The organism is Kitasatospora sp. NBC_01266 (genome assembly GCF_036242395.1).
GTDB lineage: Bacteria > Actinomycetota > Actinomycetes > Streptomycetales > Streptomycetaceae > Kitasatospora.
On sequence record NZ_CP108458.1, the window covers coordinates 1,989,657 to 2,004,519 of the forward strand.

Sequence of the window (14,863 nt, forward strand, 5' to 3'; positions counted from 1 at the left end):
CCGCGGCTGACGGACCGTGGGGTCCGCCAGCCGCGTTCGTGTCGAGCCTGTCCGGCCTGTCGGGGCCGTGGGCGGGTGTTACAGGTACTGCCCGGTGTTGGCGACGGTGTCGATGGAGCGGCCCGACTCGGCGCCCTGCTTGCCGGTGACCAGGGTGCGGATGAAGACGATCCGCTCGCCCTTCTTGCCCGAGATCCGGGCCCAGTCGTCCGGGTTGGTGGTGTTGGGCAGGTCCTCGTTCTCCTTGAACTCGTCCACGCAGGCGGCGAGCAGGTGGGAGACGCGCAGACCGCGCTGGCCGTGGTCGAGGAAGTCCTTGATCGCCATCTTCTTGGCCCGGTCCACGATGTTCTGGATCATGGCGCCGGAGTTGAAGTCCTTGAAGTAGAGGACCTCCTTGTCACCGTTGGCGTAGGTGACCTCCAGGAAGCGGTTCTCCTCGGTCTCGGAGTACATCCGCTCGACCACCGACTGGATCATGGCGGCGACGGTGGTGTCCACCGAGCCGTCGTGCTCCTTGAGGTCGTCGGGGTGGAAGGGCAGCGAGTTCTTGAGGTACTTGGAGAAGATGTCCTTGGCGGCCTCGGCATCCGGACGCTCGATCTTGATCTTGACGTCGAGCCGGCCCGGGCGCAGGATCGCCGGGTCGATCATGTCCTCGCGGTTGGAGGCGCCGATCACGATGACGTTCTCCAGGCCCTCCACGCCGTCGATCTCGGCGAGCAGCTGGGGGACGATGGTGTTCTCCACGTCCGAGCTGACACCGGAGCCGCGGGTGCGGAAGAGCGACTCCATCTCGTCGAAGAAGACGATGACGGGGGTGCCCTCGCTGGCCTTCTCACGAGCCCGCTGGAAGACCAGGCGGATCTGCCGCTCGGTCTCGCCGACGTATTTGTTGAGCAGCTCGGGGCCCTTGATGTTGAGGAAGTAGCTCTTGCCCTGCGGGCGGCCGGTGACCTCGGCGACCTTCTTGGCCAGCGAGTTGGCCACCGCCTTGGCGATCAGCGTCTTGCCGCAGCCGGGCGGACCGTAGAGCAGCACGCCCTTGGGCGGGCGCAGCTCGTACTCCTTGAACAGGTCGGCGTGCAGGTAGGGCAGTTCGACCGCGTCGCGGATCTGCTCGATCTGGTTGGTCAGACCGCCGATCTGGCGGTAGTCGATGTCCGGGACCTCTTCGAGGACCAGTTCCTCGACCTCGGACTTGGGCACCACCTCGTAGACGTAGCCGGAGCGCGGCTCCATCAGCAGCGCGTCGCCGGCCCGCAGCGTGATCTCGCGCAGCGGCTCGGCCAGCCGCACCACCCGCTCCTCGTCGGTGTGCCCGATGACCAGCGCGCGTTCGCCGTCCTCCAGCACCTCCTTGAGGGTGACCAGGTCGCCGATCGACTCGAAGGCGAAGGCGTCGACGATGTTGAGCGCCTCGTTGAGCAGGACCTCCTGCCCGCGGCGCAGCTCCTCCAGCTCGATGGTGGGGCTGACGTTGACGCGCAGCTTGCGCCCGCCGGTGAAGATGTCGGCGGTGCCGTCCTCGTTCTGACTGAGGAAGGTGCCGAATCCGGCTGGGGGCTGGGCCAGCCGGTCCACCTCCTCCTTGAGGGCCACGATCTGGTCGCGGGCCTCGCGCAGGGTGGCGGCCAGCCGCTCGTTCTGAGCGGTCACTCCGGCCAGGTTGGTCTGAAGCTCGACGATCCGGTCTTCGAGAACTCTCGAAGAGCGCGGGGAGTCGGCCAGCTTGCGACGCAGCACGGCGATCTCCTGCTCCAGGTACGAGACCTGTGCGGCCTCGTCGGAACCACGGGCGGGCTTGCCGGCACTGCGGTTGTAATCGTCCTCGTGGGCTGCCACGGTCCTCACCTCCTCCGGGGAGCGGGATGCTTCCAGACCCTACCTGCACCAGGGGTCGTGTAAACCCCTAGATCAAGAAAGACGGAAGGGGTGTGTCCGATCTTCACCCGTGTGTGCTTCCCCTCGGCAAGCAGATACCCACCGCACACGCCCGGAAAGCGAGCTGGAGGTAGGGTCGAGCGAGTCAATACCCGATCGTGACCGTTTACCAGGCAGGAACCGATGTCAGAGACCAGTGGGGCGGGTGCCGCAGAGCCGCTCGAGGTGTGGATCGATCAGGACCTGTGCACCGGGGACGGGATCTGCGTCCAGTACGCGCCCGAGGTGTTCGAGCTGGACATCGACGGTCTGGCCTATGTGAAGGGCGAGGGCGACGAGTTGCTCCAGCACACGGGAGCCACCGCGCCGGTGCCGCTGACGCTGCTCCAGGACGTGGTGGAGTCGGCGCGGGACTGCCCGGGAGACTGCATCCACGTCCGGCGGGTCGCCGACCGGGTCGAGGTGTACGGGCCGGACGCGGACTGAGCCGCGAGCGGGGCCCGCTGACGCCCCGTCGGCCACGACGGAAGCTGACCCTCGGTCAGGTCGTGGCCGACGGGGCGCTCTGCTCGGTGCGGTGGTAGCCGTCGCCCTGCCGGGACCAGTCGAACTGGACGGTCAGGTCGGGGCAGCAGCGCGGCACGTCGGCGGTGGAGTAGCCGCGGGCGGCGGCGGTGATGGTGCCGTCCGCGCGCAGCGCGAGGCGGGTCACGGTGAAGCCCTCCTGCCAGCGCAGCAGGGTGTCGTGCACCGCCGGGTGGCCGTCCTGGCCGGGGGTGAGGACGAAGACGCCGTCGGGGGCGGTGCCGCTGCCGGCCTGGCAGTGGGCGGCGACCACGGTGGCGGGGGTGCCGTCGCCGAGGTCGGCGGTGAAGCTGATCGAGACCGTGCTGGGCGTCGGTCCGCAGTCCAGCGGGAACTGGGCCCGGGCGGGGTCGGGGGCCTGCGCGGCGGGCAGCGCGTGCGGGGTGCCGGCGCCGGCCGGGGCGGTGAGCGGGTGGCTGGCGACGCTCGGGGTGGCGGCCAGCGTGCCGGCCACCAGGGCGGCGCAGCCGACGGCCACCGCTCCCCAGTGCCCGGGGCCCGAGCGGGCGGCGGGCGCGGGAGCCCCCTCGGTGGGTCGTGGGGTGCGCGTCGGGTCGAGCGTCGTCGCGTCCGCTGCGTCCGCCAAGAGGTCCCCTCCACCGGCCCGGGGTGAACGTATATGCGCAGCATCGTCGCACATGAGCGCGGTACGGACGGCACCGGGGGCGGCGCCCCGCGAGGGAGCGCCGCCCCCGGGGCGGACGGTGCGACGGGTCCCGGTCAGTCCTGGTCGATCACCGGGGTGGCGGCCTTGACGGCGGCGCGGGCGGCGGCCCGCTCGGCCAGGGTGGGCTCGGCCGAGCCGTTGTCGTAGTCCTCGCCGTAGGCGCCCTTGGCGGGGCGGCGGCGGCGCAGCGGCGGCTCGACGCCGTCGGCCAGCCGGCGGGAGGTGAGCAGGAAGCCGGTGTGCCCGATCATCCGGTGGTCCGGGCGGACCGCCAGGCCCTCCACGTGCCAGGTGCGGACCATGGTCTCCCAGGACTGCGGCTCGGTGAAGCAGCCGTGCTCGCGCAGCGCCTCGACGGTGCGCGACAGCTGGGTGGTGGTGGCCACGTAGCAGCAGATCAGGCCGCCGGGGACGAGCGCCTTGGCGGCGACGTCCAGGCACTCCCAGGGCGCCAGCATGTCCAGGATGATCCGGTCGACCTCGGTCTCCACCAGGTTGTCCTGGAGGTCACCGACGGTGAGCTTCCAGGCCGGGTGCGGGCCGCCGAAGTAGCGCTCGACGTTGCCGCGGGCGATGTCCGCGAAGTCCTGGCGGCGCTCGTAGGAGGCCAGCAGCCCGGTGTCGCCGACGGCGCGCAGCAGGTAGGTGCTGAGCGCGCCGGAGCCGACGCCGGCCTCGACCACCCGGGCGCCGGCGAAGATGTCGGCCATGGCCAGGATCTGCCCCGCGTCCTTGGGGTAGATCACGGCGGCGCCGCGGGGCATGGACAGGACGTAGTCGGGGAGCAGGGGGCGCAGCGCGAGATAGGGGACGTTCCCGGTGGTGCGCACGACGGTGCCCTCGGGGGCGCCGATCAGCTCATCATGCGGAAACGCGCCCTTGTGGGTGTGGAAGTTCTTCCCACCCTCGAGCGTGAACGTGTAGTGACGGCCCTTGGGGTCGGTCAGCTGCACCTGGTCCCCGACCGTGAATGGCCCCCGCCTGCGGGTGGCACCGGTCGGTTCGGACATGCGGACAATCCTATCCCGGCCACGGGACCGCTCGACGCCGGGCGATCTTTCCGGGCCGGCGCGGGCCGCGCGGGCGCTCGGCGGCCGTGCTCGGCGGCCGCGTTCAGCGACCGCTCAGCGACCGGTGAGTGCGGCGCTCAGCCGGCGCTCGACGTCGGAGACCGCGAGCACGCCGTAGGGCCGGCCGTCCTCCTCGACCACCAGGTACTCGCTGGCCGGGGTGGACCGCAGCGCGGTGAGCAGCTCTTCGCCGTCCAGGTCGGCGGAGATCCGCAGGCCGGGTTCGAGCGAGCGGGCCAGCGCCCCGGCGGCCACCCAGGGGCGGCGGTGCTCCGGGACCTGGAGCACGGCGGCCTCCTTGACCAGGGCGATCGGATCGCCGTGCCCGTCGATCACCACCACGGCGCCGGCCTGGGCCTCGCGGGCCTGGCGCAGCGCTTCGGCGAGCGGGGTGTCGGCGGTGACCGAGACGGCCCGCCGGGTCAGGCCGCGCACCGCGAGGCCGGGCAGCGCCTCCTTGAGCCGGGCGTTGCGTACGGCGCCGCCGGCACCGTTCCAGATCACCACGGCCAGCACCGCGGCCAGCACCGAGTCGAGCAGCGCCTGGCTGCCGCTCTGCTGGGCGCCGGCCCTGGCCGTGCTGATCGCGGGCAGCCCGAAGAGCACCACCAGCGCGAGCACCCGCCCCGACCAGGCGGCGGCGATGGTGCCGGTCATCGGGCGGCCGGTCAGGCCCCAGACCACGGCGCGCAGCATCCGGCCGCCGTCCAGCGGCAGGCCGGGCAGCAGGTTGAAGACGGCGACCACCAGGTTGGCCACCATCAGCCCGGCCAGCAGCACGCCGGGCACCGTCTCCAGTTGGACCAGGTCCAGGAGGAGCCAGAAGATCCCGCCGAGCACCAGGGAGAGCAGCGGTCCGACGAAGGCCAGCCAGAACTCCCGGCCCGGGGTCTCGGCCTCCTTCTCGATCTCGGAGACGCCGCCGAAGAACTGCAGCTGGATCCGGCGGACCCCGAGCTTGTACCGCAGCGCGACCAGGGTGTGGGCCAGTTCGTGGACCAGGACGGAGGCGTAGAAGGCGATCGCGAAGGAGAGCGCCACCAGGTAGCGGGTGAAGCCGAGGTCGGGCAGCACGCCGGAGAGCTGGTCGCCGAAGAGCCAGGTGATCAGGGCGGCGATGAGGAACCAGGTGGGGGTGACGTAGATCGGTACGCCGAACGGACGGCCCATCAGGATGGCGCCGCCCGGGCGCCGCGGTTCCTCGCCGCCCGGGCGCTGCGGCTTCTTGGCCGGGTCGTCGTCCTGCCGTGGCGGTTGCTGTGAGGTCTGCTGCCCTGTGGTGTCGCTCACCGTGACCCCTTCAGGTCGTCGTCCCCGCCGCGGCCCCGTTCTGGCGGGCGGAGGGTGCCCACGCTACGTGATCTCGGATCGCGATGACGTAAGTGCCCCGTTGTGAACGTTGTACCCAAGTTGGGGCCGGTGAGCGGTCTGACAGCCGGATGACAGCCGGACCCCATAGGGTCTGGGGTATGCAGCAGACCGAGACCGCCCGCGAGGCAGTACCGCCGAGCGGGCTGTCACCTTCACGCGCCGGGGATTTCCTGACCTGCCCGCTGCTCTACCGGCTGCGGGTGATCGACAAGCTGCCGGAGCCGCCGAGCCAGGCGGCCACCCGGGGCACCCTGGTGCACGCGGTGCTGGAGCGGCTCTTCGACCACCCGGCCGGCGAACGGACCCCGCAGCGCGCCGTCGAGCTGCTGCGCCCGCAGTGGGAGCGGCTGCTGGGCGAGCGGCCGGAGCTGGCGGAGCTGTTCCCGGGCGAGTCCGAGGGGGCCGGCGAGCAGCTGACCCGCTGGCTGGCGGACGCCGAGAAGCTGCTCGCCCAGTGGTTCAGGCTGGAGGATCCGACCCGGCTGCACCCGGTGGAGCGCGAGCTGTACGTGGAGACCGTGCTGGACTCCGGGCTGAAGCTGCGCGGCTACATCGACCGGGTTGACGTCGCGCCCACCGGGGAGGTGCGGCTGGTGGACTACAAGACCGGGCGGGCGCCCTCGCGGGACTTCGAGGGCAAGGCGATGTTCCAGATGAAGTTCTACGCCCTGGTGGTGTGGCGCTGGAAGGGCGTGATCCCCAAGCGGCTGCAGCTGGTCTACCTGGGCGGGGGCGGCGACGTGGTCAGCTACGACCCGGACGAGGCGGACCTGCGCTCGGTGGAGCGCAAGCTGCTGGCGCTCTGGGAGACGATCGGCCGGGCGGTGGCCACGGGGGAGTTCCCGGCCACCCGCAACCGGCTCTGCGACTGGTGCGACCATCAGGCGAGCTGCCCGGAGTTCGGCGGGACTCCCCCGCCCTACCCCCTGCCGATCACCGGGCTGCCGCCGCAGAAGACCGTGACGAGCATGACGAGCAAGGAGTCCTAGGTGGCGATCCGAGTGCTGCTGGTCGACGACCAGCCACTGCTGCGTACCGGTTTCCGGATGATCCTGGAAGCCGAGTCCGATCTGGTGGTGGTGGGCGAGGCCGGGGACGGTCAGCAGGCGCTGGAGCAGGTGCGGGCGCTGCAGCCCGACGTGGTGCTGATGGACATCCGGATGCCCCGGATGGACGGGGTGGAGGCGACCCGGCGGATCGTCGGGCCCGGTCGGGACGGCCCGGTGAAGGTGCTGGTGCTGACCACCTTCGACCTGGACGAGTACGTGGTGGAGGCGCTGCGGGCCGGGGCCAGCGGGTTCCTGCTCAAGGACGTGCCGGCCGAGGAACTGGTGCAGGCGATCCGGGTGGTGGCCGACGGGGCCGCGATGCTGGCGCCCTCGATCACCCGCCGGCTGCTGGACATGTACGCCACCCGGCTGCCCTCGGGCGAGGAGACGCCGTCGCCGGCGCTGACCGCGCTGACCGAGCGGGAGATGGAAGTGCTGCGGCTGGTCGCCAAGGGGCTGTCGAATGCCGAGATCGCCGCCGAACTCTTCGTCAGCGAGACCACGGTGAAGACGCACGTGGGCCATGTGCTGACCAAGCTGGGGCTGCGCGACCGGGTGCAGGCGGCGGTCTTCGCCTATGAGAGCGGGCTGGTCCGGCCGGGCGCGGCGTAGCGTCGGCCGGCTTCCTGCGGGAACGATCCGTCAGGCGCACACGCCACGGGCCGTCCGGAGATCCGGACGGCCCGTCGGCGTGTGCGCGCCCGGCTCAGCTGCGGCCGAGCTCGGAGAACCGGATGATGGAGGTGGAGTCCACCGCGGACTCCACGCCGGTGATGTTCTCGCGTGCGGTGTAGAGCGCCTTGCTCTGCACCAGCGGCACCATCGGGACATCGATGGCCAGCTGGTTCTGAATGGCGCCGAAGGTGGTGGCGGCCTGGGTGCGGTCGGCCTGGCGCTGGCTCTGCGGCAGCAGCTGCTGGCTGATCAGCGGGTCGTCGAAGCCGTTGTGGAAGGAACCGCCGTCGACCACCAGCGGGGCCACGAAGTCCTCGGCATCCGGGTAGTCGGCGCTCCAGCCGACCAGGTAGGCCTGGTAGCTGCCGTTCTGCCAGCCCTTCTGGTAGGCCACCCAGTCGGCCACCTGCTGGGTGCTGACCTGGAACAGGCCGCTGGCCTCCAGCTGCTTCTTCAGCGCCGCCGTCTCGGCTCCCGCAGCCGCGGCACCGGTCCAGGCCAGGTTGAACTTGACCGGGGTGGAGATCTTCGCGGCGGCCAGGATCGCCTTGGCCTTGGCGGCGTCCGGCCGGCCGTACTTGTCGAAGAAGGCGGTGTTGTGGCCGGCGACGCCCTGCGGGACCACCGAGTAGAGCGGCTGCACGGTGTTGGCGAAGACCTGGCTGCTCAGCTGGTCGCGGTCGACCAGCTGGGCGATCGCCTGGCGCACCGCCTGCTGACCCAGCGTCTGGTCCTTGGTGTTGAGGACCATGAAGCCGGAGTCGCTGCCGTCCACCTCGGTGACCTGGAGGGTGCCCTTGCCGGCCAGCTGGTCGGCCTGCAGCTGGGCGGCCACGTTCGGGTCCAGGCTGTTGTCGGCCAGGTCGACCGCGCCGCTGTCCAGCGCGCTCTTCAGCTGGTCTGGCTGGGTGAAGTAGCGGACCGCGATCTTCGAGGTCTTCGGCGTCTCGTCGCCCTGGTACTTGCTGTTGGCCGACAGGCTGATCTTGCTGGGCGTCTTGCTGCCGTCCGAGGCGGTCGCCTCGTCCACCGAGTCGATCTTGTAAGGCCCGGAGCCGATCAGCTTGTCGTTGGGCAGCTCCTTGTCGGCCGGGAAGACCTTGTGGTCCACGATCGAGCCGGCGCCGCTGGCCAGCTTGTCCGGCAGCACCGCGTCGGGCTGGTTCAGCTGGAAGACCACGTCGCTGTCGTCCTGCGCCTGCACCGACTTGATGGTGCTGAAGAGCGAGGAGGGCCCGGACGGGTCGGCGATCTTCTTCATCCGGTCCACCGAGAAGACCACGTCCTGCGCGGTCAGCGGGTCGCCGTTGGAGAAGGTCAACCCCTTGCGCAGGGTGCAGTGGTAGCTCATCGCGTCGGAGCTGAACTCGCAGGACTGCGCGGCGTCGGGCTGCGGCGTGGTGGCGCCGACCGGGAACCGGAGCAGCCCCTGGAAGGTGTTCTCCAGGATCAGCCAGGAGCCGAGGTCGTAGGCGCCGGCCGGGTCGAGCACGCTGGTGGTGTTGGCGGTGCCCAGGGTGATCGGGCTGCTGCTGCCGCCACCACCGGCGATGGAGCTGACCGAGCCGCAGCCGGCCAGCGAGGTGGCGACCAGGGCGGCACACCCCAGGGTCGCGAGGCGCCCGGGCGCTCGTCGTATGGCTGAACTCATGCGTTCCTTCTCCGTGCAGCGACCGTGAAGCGGCCGATGGGCAGGCCGCAGGACGGCCCCGGATGAGGGAAGCGCCCGCACGCTCTGCCCAAGGCGTGTCGGGATAGACCGCGCCAGCCTGCCATACCGTGCGGGCGGCTCCCACCGCCACTCTGACAAGGGGTATGCGAAGGAAGCGACAGAGCCGACGAGTTGTCAGCCGATGTCCCGTTTCGCCCGGCTCGGCCGCACGGTCGCCGCACCCGGCGGACCGGAAAAGGAGACGAGCGTCACAGTCCCGCGGTGAACCTCAGACCCGGGCGGCGACCGCCGCGCGCAGCAGGTCCAGGTCGAGCTCGGCCAGCGAGCGCAGCACAACCCGCCCGGGAGCGGCGGGAATCGGCGCCACCGAGGGCACCGCGATCACCGGGCAGCCGGCCGCCTCGCCGGCCTGCACGCCCAGCGGCGCGTCCTCGATCACCACGCAGCGGCCCGGCTCGGCGCCGAAGCGGGCGACCGCGGCCAGGTACGGCTCGGGGTGCGGCTTGGTCCGGCTCACCTCGTCGCCGGCCACCGAGAAGGCGAAGGGGTGGTCGCCGAGGTTCTTCAGGACCAGGTCGATGATCCGCCGGTGCGAGGCGGAGACCAGGGCGGCCGGGATCCGGTGCTCGGCCAGCAGGGCGAGCAGTTCGGCCGCGCCGGGCATCAGCGGGGCGCCGCCGTCCAGCAGTTCGACGAAGCGCGCGTTGATCTCGACGGCCAGCTCGGCGGGGTCGCGCCGCAGCCCGGTGACGCCGAGCAGGTAGTCGATCACCCGGGTCATCGGGCCGCCGACCATGTGCACCCGGTGCGAGTCGTCCAGCGGGTGGCCGAGGTCGGCGAAGAGCGAGGCCTCGGCCTGCCACCAGTAGTGCTCGCTGTCGATCAGCGTGCCGTCCATGTCCACCAGCACCGCCTGCGGGTCCAGGCCGCCGATCGCGTCCGGGTGCACGGCGGCGGTGTCGACAGTGGTCATGCGGCACGCTCCTTCGCTGTTCGACCCCGCCACGGTGCGGCGGGGTCGTCCAGGATACGCGCAGCAAAGCGAACGGCATGCGATCGCGGAGTTACCGCGCGTTGAAGTACTTCGCCTCGGGGTGGTGGATCACGATGGCGTCGGTGGACTGCTCCGGGTGGAGCTGGAACTCCTCGGAGAGCACCACGCCGATTCGCTCCGGCTTCAGCAGCTCGGCGATCTTGGCCCGGTCCTCCAGCTCGGGGCAGGCGCCGTAGCCGAGCGAGAAGCGCGCGCCGCGGTACTTGAGCGCGAACATGTCGCGCACGTCCTGCGGGTCCTCGTCGCCGAAGCCCAGTTCGTAGCGGACCCGGGCGTGCCAGAACTCGGCGAGCGCCTCGGCCAGTTGGACGGACAGGCCGTGCAGCTCCAGGTAGTCGCGGTAGGCGTTGGCCTGGAACAGCTCGTTCGCGGCCTCGGAGACCCGGTTGCCCATGGTGACCACCTGCAGGCCGAGCACATCGCGCTCGCCGCTCTCCTCCGGCCGGAAGAAGTCCGCCAGGCAGAGCCGCCGGCCGCGCCGCTGGCGCGGGAAGGTGAACCGGGTCCGCTCGGTGCCGTCCTGGTGGTAGACGATCAGGTCGTCGCCCTTGGAGTTGGCCGGGTAGTAGCCGTAGATCACGGCCGGCTCCAGCCAGCCCTCGGTCTGCAGCCGGTCCAGCCACATCCGCAGCCGCGGCCGGCCCTCGGTCTCCACCAGCTCCTCGTAGGACGGGCCCTGCCCGGCGCGGGCGGCCTTCAGGCCCCACTGGCCCTTGAACAGCGCGTCCTCGTCCAGCCAGGAGGCGTAGTCGGCGAACGGGATGCCCTTGACGATCCGGTCGCCCCAGAACGGCGGGGCGGGCAGCCGGTTGTCCACCGCCACGTCCGAGCGGATCTGGCCGAGGTTCGGCTCCTGCTCCTCCTCGACCACCTCGGTGCGGGCGTGCCGGCGCTGGCGCAGCTCGGGCAGCGCCGCCCCCGGCACCCCGCGCTTGACCCCGATCAGCGCGTCCATCAGCTTGAGGCCCTCGAAGGCGTCCCGGGCGTAGCGGACCTCGCCCTCGTAGATGGCGTGCAGGTCCTGCTCGACGTAGGCGCGGGTGAGGGCGGCACCGCCCAGGATCACCGGGTAGTCGGCGGCCAGCTTGCGCTGGTTCAGCTCCTCCAGGTTCTCCTTCATGATCACGGTGGACTTGACCAGCAGGCCGGACATCCCGATCACGTCCGCCCGGTGCTCCTGAGCGGCCTCCAGGATCGCCGAGACGGGCTGCTTGATGCCCAGGTTGACCACGGTGTAGCCGTTGTTGGACAGGATGATGTCCACCAGGTTCTTGCCGATGTCGTGGACGTCGCCCTTGACGGTGGCCAGCACGATGGTGCCCTTGCCCTCGTCCTCGGACTTCTCCATGTGCGGCTCCAGGTGGGCCACCGCGCCCTTCATCACCTCGGCCGACTGCAGCACGAAGGGCAGCTGCATCTGGCCGGAGCCGAACAGCTCGCCGACCGTCTTCATGCCCTCCAGCAGCGTGTCGTTGACGATCGCCAGCGCCGGGCGCTGCGCCAGCGCCTCGTCCAGGTCGGCCTCCAGGCCCTTGCGCTCACCGTCGATGATCCGGCGCTTGAGCCGCTCCTCCAGCGGCAGGGCCGCCAGCTCCTCGGCCTTGGAGGCGGCGCTGGAGGCGGCCGAGACGCCCTGGAAGAGCTCCAGCAGCTTCTGCAGCGGGTCGTAGGCCGGCTCGTCCCCGTGCTCGGGGCGCCGCCGGTCGTAGACCAGGTCGAGCGCGACCTGGCGCTGCTCCTCGGGAATCCGCGCCATCGGCAGGATCTTGGCGGCGTGCACGATCGCCGAGTCCAGCCCGGCCTGGACGCACTCGTGCAGGAAGACCGAGTTGATCACCTGGCGGGCGGCCGGCGAGAGGCCGAAGGAGATGTTGGACAGGCCCAGCGTGGTCTGCACGTCCGGGTGGCGGCGCTTCAGCTCGCGGATCGCCTCGATGGTCTCGATGCCGTCGCGGCGCGACTCCTCCTGCCCGGTGCCCAGGGTGAAGGCCAGGCAGTCCACCAGGATGTCGCTCTCGGCGATGCCGTACTCGCGGCCCAGCTGCTCGATCAGCCGCTCGGCGATGGCGACCTTGGTCTCGGCGGTGCGGGCCTGGCCGTTCTCGTCGATGGTCAGCGCGATCAGCGCCGCGCCGTGCTCCCGGGCCAGCGCCGCGACCCTGCCGAAGCGGGTGTCGGGGCCGTCGCCGTCCTCGTAGTTGACCGAGTTGAGCACCGCGCGCCCGCCGAGCAGCTCCAGGCCCGCGCGCAGCACCTGCGGCTCGGTGGAGTCCAGCACGATCGGCAGGGTGGAGGCGGTGGCCAGCCGACCGGCGATCTCGCGCATGTCGTCCACGCCGTCCCGCCCGACGTAGTCCACGCACAGGTCCAGCAGGTGCGCGCCCTCGCGGATCTGCTCGCGGGCGATCTCCACGCAGGCCTGCCAGTCGCCGGCCAGCATCGACTCGCGGAACTTCTTCGAGCCGTTCGCGTTGGTCCGCTCGCCGATCGCCAGGTAAGAGGTGTCCTGGCGGAACGGCACCGACTGGTAGAGCGAGGCGGCGGCCGGCTCGGGACGCGGCTCGCGGGCGGCGACGGCCCGGCCGCGCACCCGCTCGACCACCTGGCGCAGGTGCTCGGGCGTGGTGCCGCAGCAGCCGCCGACCAGCGACAGGCCGTACTCCCGGGTGAAGGTGTCATGCGCGTCGGCCAGCTCGGCGGGGCTCAGCGGGTAGTGCGCGCCGTCCTTGCCGAGCACCGGCAGACCGGCGTTCGGCATGCAGGAGAGCCCGATCCGGGCGTTCTTGGCCAGGTAGCGCAGGTGCTCGCTCATCTCGGCCGGGCCGGTGGCGCAGTTCAGGCCGATGTAGTCGATGGCGAGCGGCTCCAGCGCGGTCAGCGCGGCCCCGATCTCCGAGCCCAGCAGCATGGTGCCGGTCGTCTCCACGGTGACCTGGGCCAGCACCACCAGGTCCAGACCGGCCTCGGCCAGGGCGTCCTTGCAGCCCAGCACCGCCGCCTTGGTCTGCAGCAGGTCCTGGCTGGTCTCCACCAGCAGCGCGTCCGCGCCGCCCGCGATCAGGCCGGCCGCGTTCTGCCGGAAGCCCTCGCGGACCAGCTCGAAGGTGGTGTGACCCAGCGTCGGCAGCTTGGTGCCCGGGCCGATCGAGCCGAGCACCCAGCGCGGGCGGTCCTCGGTGGCGAACTCGTCGGCCACCTCGCGGGCGATCCGGGCGCCGGCCTCGGACAGCTCGAAGATCCGCTCGGGGATGTCGTACTCCCCCAGCGCCGCGAAGTTCGAGCCGAAGGTGTTGGTCTCCACGCAGTCCACGCCGACCGCGAAGTACGCCTCGTGCACCCCGCGCACGATGTCGGGCCGGGTCACGTTGAGGATCTCGTTGCAGCCCTCCAGGTCCTGGAAGTCCTCGAGCGTCGGATTCTGCGCCTGCAGCATCGTCCCCATCGCGCCGTCGGCGACGACGACCCGGCTGGCGAGGGCTTCGCGCAGCGCGGTGGCGCGGGCCTGCTGGACGGCGGTGTGGGTGGCTGCGGGGACACTGGTGGCCATGGGGCTACTCCCTGGGTGCGACGGCTGTCGGCTATGCGCTCCCTCCGAACGGGGGCGCACCTCGTCAGGGTATCCGGCCGGGCGCTCCGCCATGGCGGGCATTCCGTATGGTGAGCCATCAGGGCGACGGGAGGGGCGGTGCCGGTGGCTGACGCGTGGCGTCCGAGCAGGTGGCGGCGGGGGCCGGCGGGCGGTGGGCGGCGGCTGCGGACGCGCTGGCGCGGCTGGTCGCGGCGGCGGCGGATCCTCGCGCTCACGGCCCTGGCACTGGCGGCCGTGCTGGTACTGCCACCGGCCGGGATCGGCGTCGCGCTGCGGCTGGAGGCCACCGGGACCCCCGCCGCCTCGGCCCGCACCCGGGGGAACGACGCGGCCTGGCTCGGGCACGCCTGGGTGGACGGCCGCAAGGGCCCGGCCGACCTGGCCGGGCTGCCGCAGCTGCTGCGCGGCGGCATGCGCGACCTGTTCGTGCACGCCGGCCCGCTGAACGACGACGGCTCGCTGCCCGCCGACCGCTACCCGCAGGCCCGCGCGCTGATCGAGGCGGTGCACCGCGAGCTGCCCGGGGTGCGGGTGCAGGCCTGGCTGGGCGACCTGGTGGCGCCGGAGGAGGTCGGGCTGCACCTGGACGACCCGGCGGTGCGCCAGCGGATCACCGACTCGGCGCGGCAGGTGCTGGACGCCGGGTTCGACGGCGTGCACTTCGACCTGGAGCCGGTGCACTCGGGCGACGCCGGCTACCTGGCCCTGCTCGACCAGGTGCACGCGCTGACCGCCGCGCGCGGGGTGCCGCTCTCGGTGGCCACGCCGCAGATCGATCCGCTGCCCGGGCTGCACGCGGTGGCCGGGACACTCACCGGGCATCCCAAGTGGTGGTCGCAGGCCTACTTCGGGCAGGTGGCCCGGCGGGTCGACCAGGTGGCGGTGATGTCCTACGACACCGGGATGCCGCTGCCCTCGCTCTACACCGGCTACGTCGCCCAGCAGACCGCGCTGGCGCTGGAGGTCACCCCCGCCTCGGTCGACCTGCTGATGGGGCTGCCGGCCTACGACGCCGACCAGGTGGGGCACCGCGGCTCGGCCGAGACGGTGCCGGCCGCCGTGCGCGGCGTGCGGCTGGCGCTGGGGCGGCACGCGGCGGGGCGGCAGACCTTCGGGGTGGCCGTCTACGCGGACTTCACGGCGACGGCGGCGGACTGGGCGGCGTACCGGCGGGACTGGTGCGGGATCGACTGACACAGGCCGACCGGCAAATGGTGGGCGGCCTTACGCTGCGAGGCATGTCTGAT

11 protein-coding genes are annotated in these 14,863 nt (G+C 71.7%); 4 read left to right on the top strand and 7 right to left on the bottom strand.

Features of this window, described 5'->3' with window-relative positions; genetic code table 11:
* Nucleotides 1-78: 78 nt before the first annotated feature.
* Nucleotides 79-1,845: a proteasome ATPase gene (gene arc, locus OG403_RS08160; RefSeq protein WP_329562691.1), complete on the bottom strand. Its 1,767-nt coding sequence runs from the start codon at nt 1,843-1,845 to the stop codon at nt 79-81.
* Between the two features lie 222 nt (nt 1,846-2,067).
* On the opposite strand from arc, the gene OG403_RS08165 reads away from it, so the two are divergent.
* Entirely contained in the window at nt 2,068-2,370 is a 303-nt protein-coding gene (locus tag OG403_RS08165) for a ferredoxin (protein WP_329562693.1), read from the top strand.
* Nucleotides 2,371-2,425: 55 nt separating this feature from the next.
* Here OG403_RS08165 and OG403_RS08170 read toward each other — a convergent pair whose 3' ends face one another.
* From OG403_RS08170 to OG403_RS08180, 3 genes are all read right to left on the bottom strand, one after another.
* Nucleotides 2,426-3,055, bottom strand: coding sequence for a hypothetical protein (locus OG403_RS08170; RefSeq protein ID WP_329562695.1), 630 nt, complete (start codon nt 3,053-3,055; stop codon nt 2,426-2,428).
* 134 nt (nt 3,056-3,189) lie between these two features.
* Nucleotides 3,190-4,146: a tRNA (adenine-N1)-methyltransferase gene (locus OG403_RS08175; RefSeq protein ID WP_329562697.1), complete on the bottom strand. Its 957-nt coding sequence runs from the start codon at nt 4,144-4,146 to the stop codon at nt 3,190-3,192.
* 114 nt (nt 4,147-4,260) lie between these two features.
* Nucleotides 4,261-5,496, bottom strand: a complete 1,236-nt coding sequence (locus OG403_RS08180; protein ID WP_329562699.1) for a site-2 protease family protein — start codon at nt 5,494-5,496, stop codon at nt 4,261-4,263.
* Between the two features lie 179 nt (nt 5,497-5,675).
* Here OG403_RS08180 and OG403_RS08185 point away from each other — a divergent pair, with 179 nt between their 5' ends.
* Together OG403_RS08185 and OG403_RS08190 are read left to right on the top strand one after the other, a co-directional pair.
* Nucleotides 5,676-6,566 carry a RecB family exonuclease gene (locus OG403_RS08185; protein ID WP_329562701.1) on the top strand — a complete coding sequence of 297 codons (891 nt, stop codon included), beginning with the start codon at nt 5,676-5,678 and terminating at the stop codon, nt 6,564-6,566.
* Nucleotides 6,567-7,238 carry a response regulator transcription factor gene (locus tag OG403_RS08190; RefSeq protein WP_329562703.1) on the top strand — a complete coding sequence of 224 codons (672 nt, stop codon included), beginning with the start codon at nt 6,567-6,569 and terminating at the stop codon, nt 7,236-7,238.
* A gap of 94 nt (nt 7,239-7,332) precedes the next feature.
* On the opposite strand, the gene OG403_RS08195 is transcribed toward OG403_RS08190, so the two are convergent.
* The 3 genes from OG403_RS08195 to metH form a co-directional block, all read right to left on the bottom strand.
* Nucleotides 7,333-8,952 carry an ABC transporter substrate-binding protein gene (locus OG403_RS08195; protein ID WP_329562704.1) on the bottom strand — a complete coding sequence of 540 codons (1,620 nt, stop codon included), beginning with the start codon at nt 8,950-8,952 and terminating at the stop codon, nt 7,333-7,335.
* Between the two features lie 289 nt (nt 8,953-9,241).
* Entirely contained in the window at nt 9,242-9,946 is a 705-nt protein-coding gene (locus OG403_RS08200) for an HAD family hydrolase (protein WP_329562705.1), read from the bottom strand.
* A gap of 91 nt (nt 9,947-10,037) precedes the next feature.
* The gene (gene metH, locus OG403_RS08205; protein WP_329562707.1) at nt 10,038-13,574 is read right to left on the bottom strand and encodes a methionine synthase; all 3,537 of its coding nucleotides are present in this window, start codon (nt 13,572-13,574) and stop codon (nt 10,038-10,040) included.
* Between the two features lie 144 nt (nt 13,575-13,718).
* Between metH and OG403_RS08210 the strand changes: the two genes are divergently transcribed.
* Nucleotides 13,719-14,810, top strand: coding sequence for a hypothetical protein (locus tag OG403_RS08210; protein WP_442910880.1), 1,092 nt, complete (start codon nt 13,719-13,721; stop codon nt 14,808-14,810).
* The last annotated feature ends 53 nt before the right edge of the window (nt 14,811-14,863 follow it).

Coding starts and splice junctions, on each gene's coding strand:
- OG403_RS08165 (WP_329562693.1), top strand. CDS start 2,068: ATGTCAGAGACCAGTGGGGCGGGTGCCGCAGAGCCGCTCGAGGTGTGG.
- metH (WP_329562707.1), bottom strand. CDS start 13,574: ATGGCCACCAGTGTCCCCGCAGCCACCCACACCGCCGTCCAGCAGGCC.
- OG403_RS08175 (WP_329562697.1), bottom strand. CDS start 4,146: ATGTCCGAACCGACCGGTGCCACCCGCAGGCGGGGGCCATTCACGGTC.
- OG403_RS08195 (WP_329562704.1), bottom strand. CDS start 8,952: ATGAGTTCAGCCATACGACGAGCGCCCGGGCGCCTCGCGACCCTGGGG.
- OG403_RS08185 (WP_329562701.1), top strand. CDS start 5,676: ATGCAGCAGACCGAGACCGCCCGCGAGGCAGTACCGCCGAGCGGGCTG.
- OG403_RS08200 (WP_329562705.1), bottom strand. CDS start 9,946: ATGACCACTGTCGACACCGCCGCCGTGCACCCGGACGCGATCGGCGGC.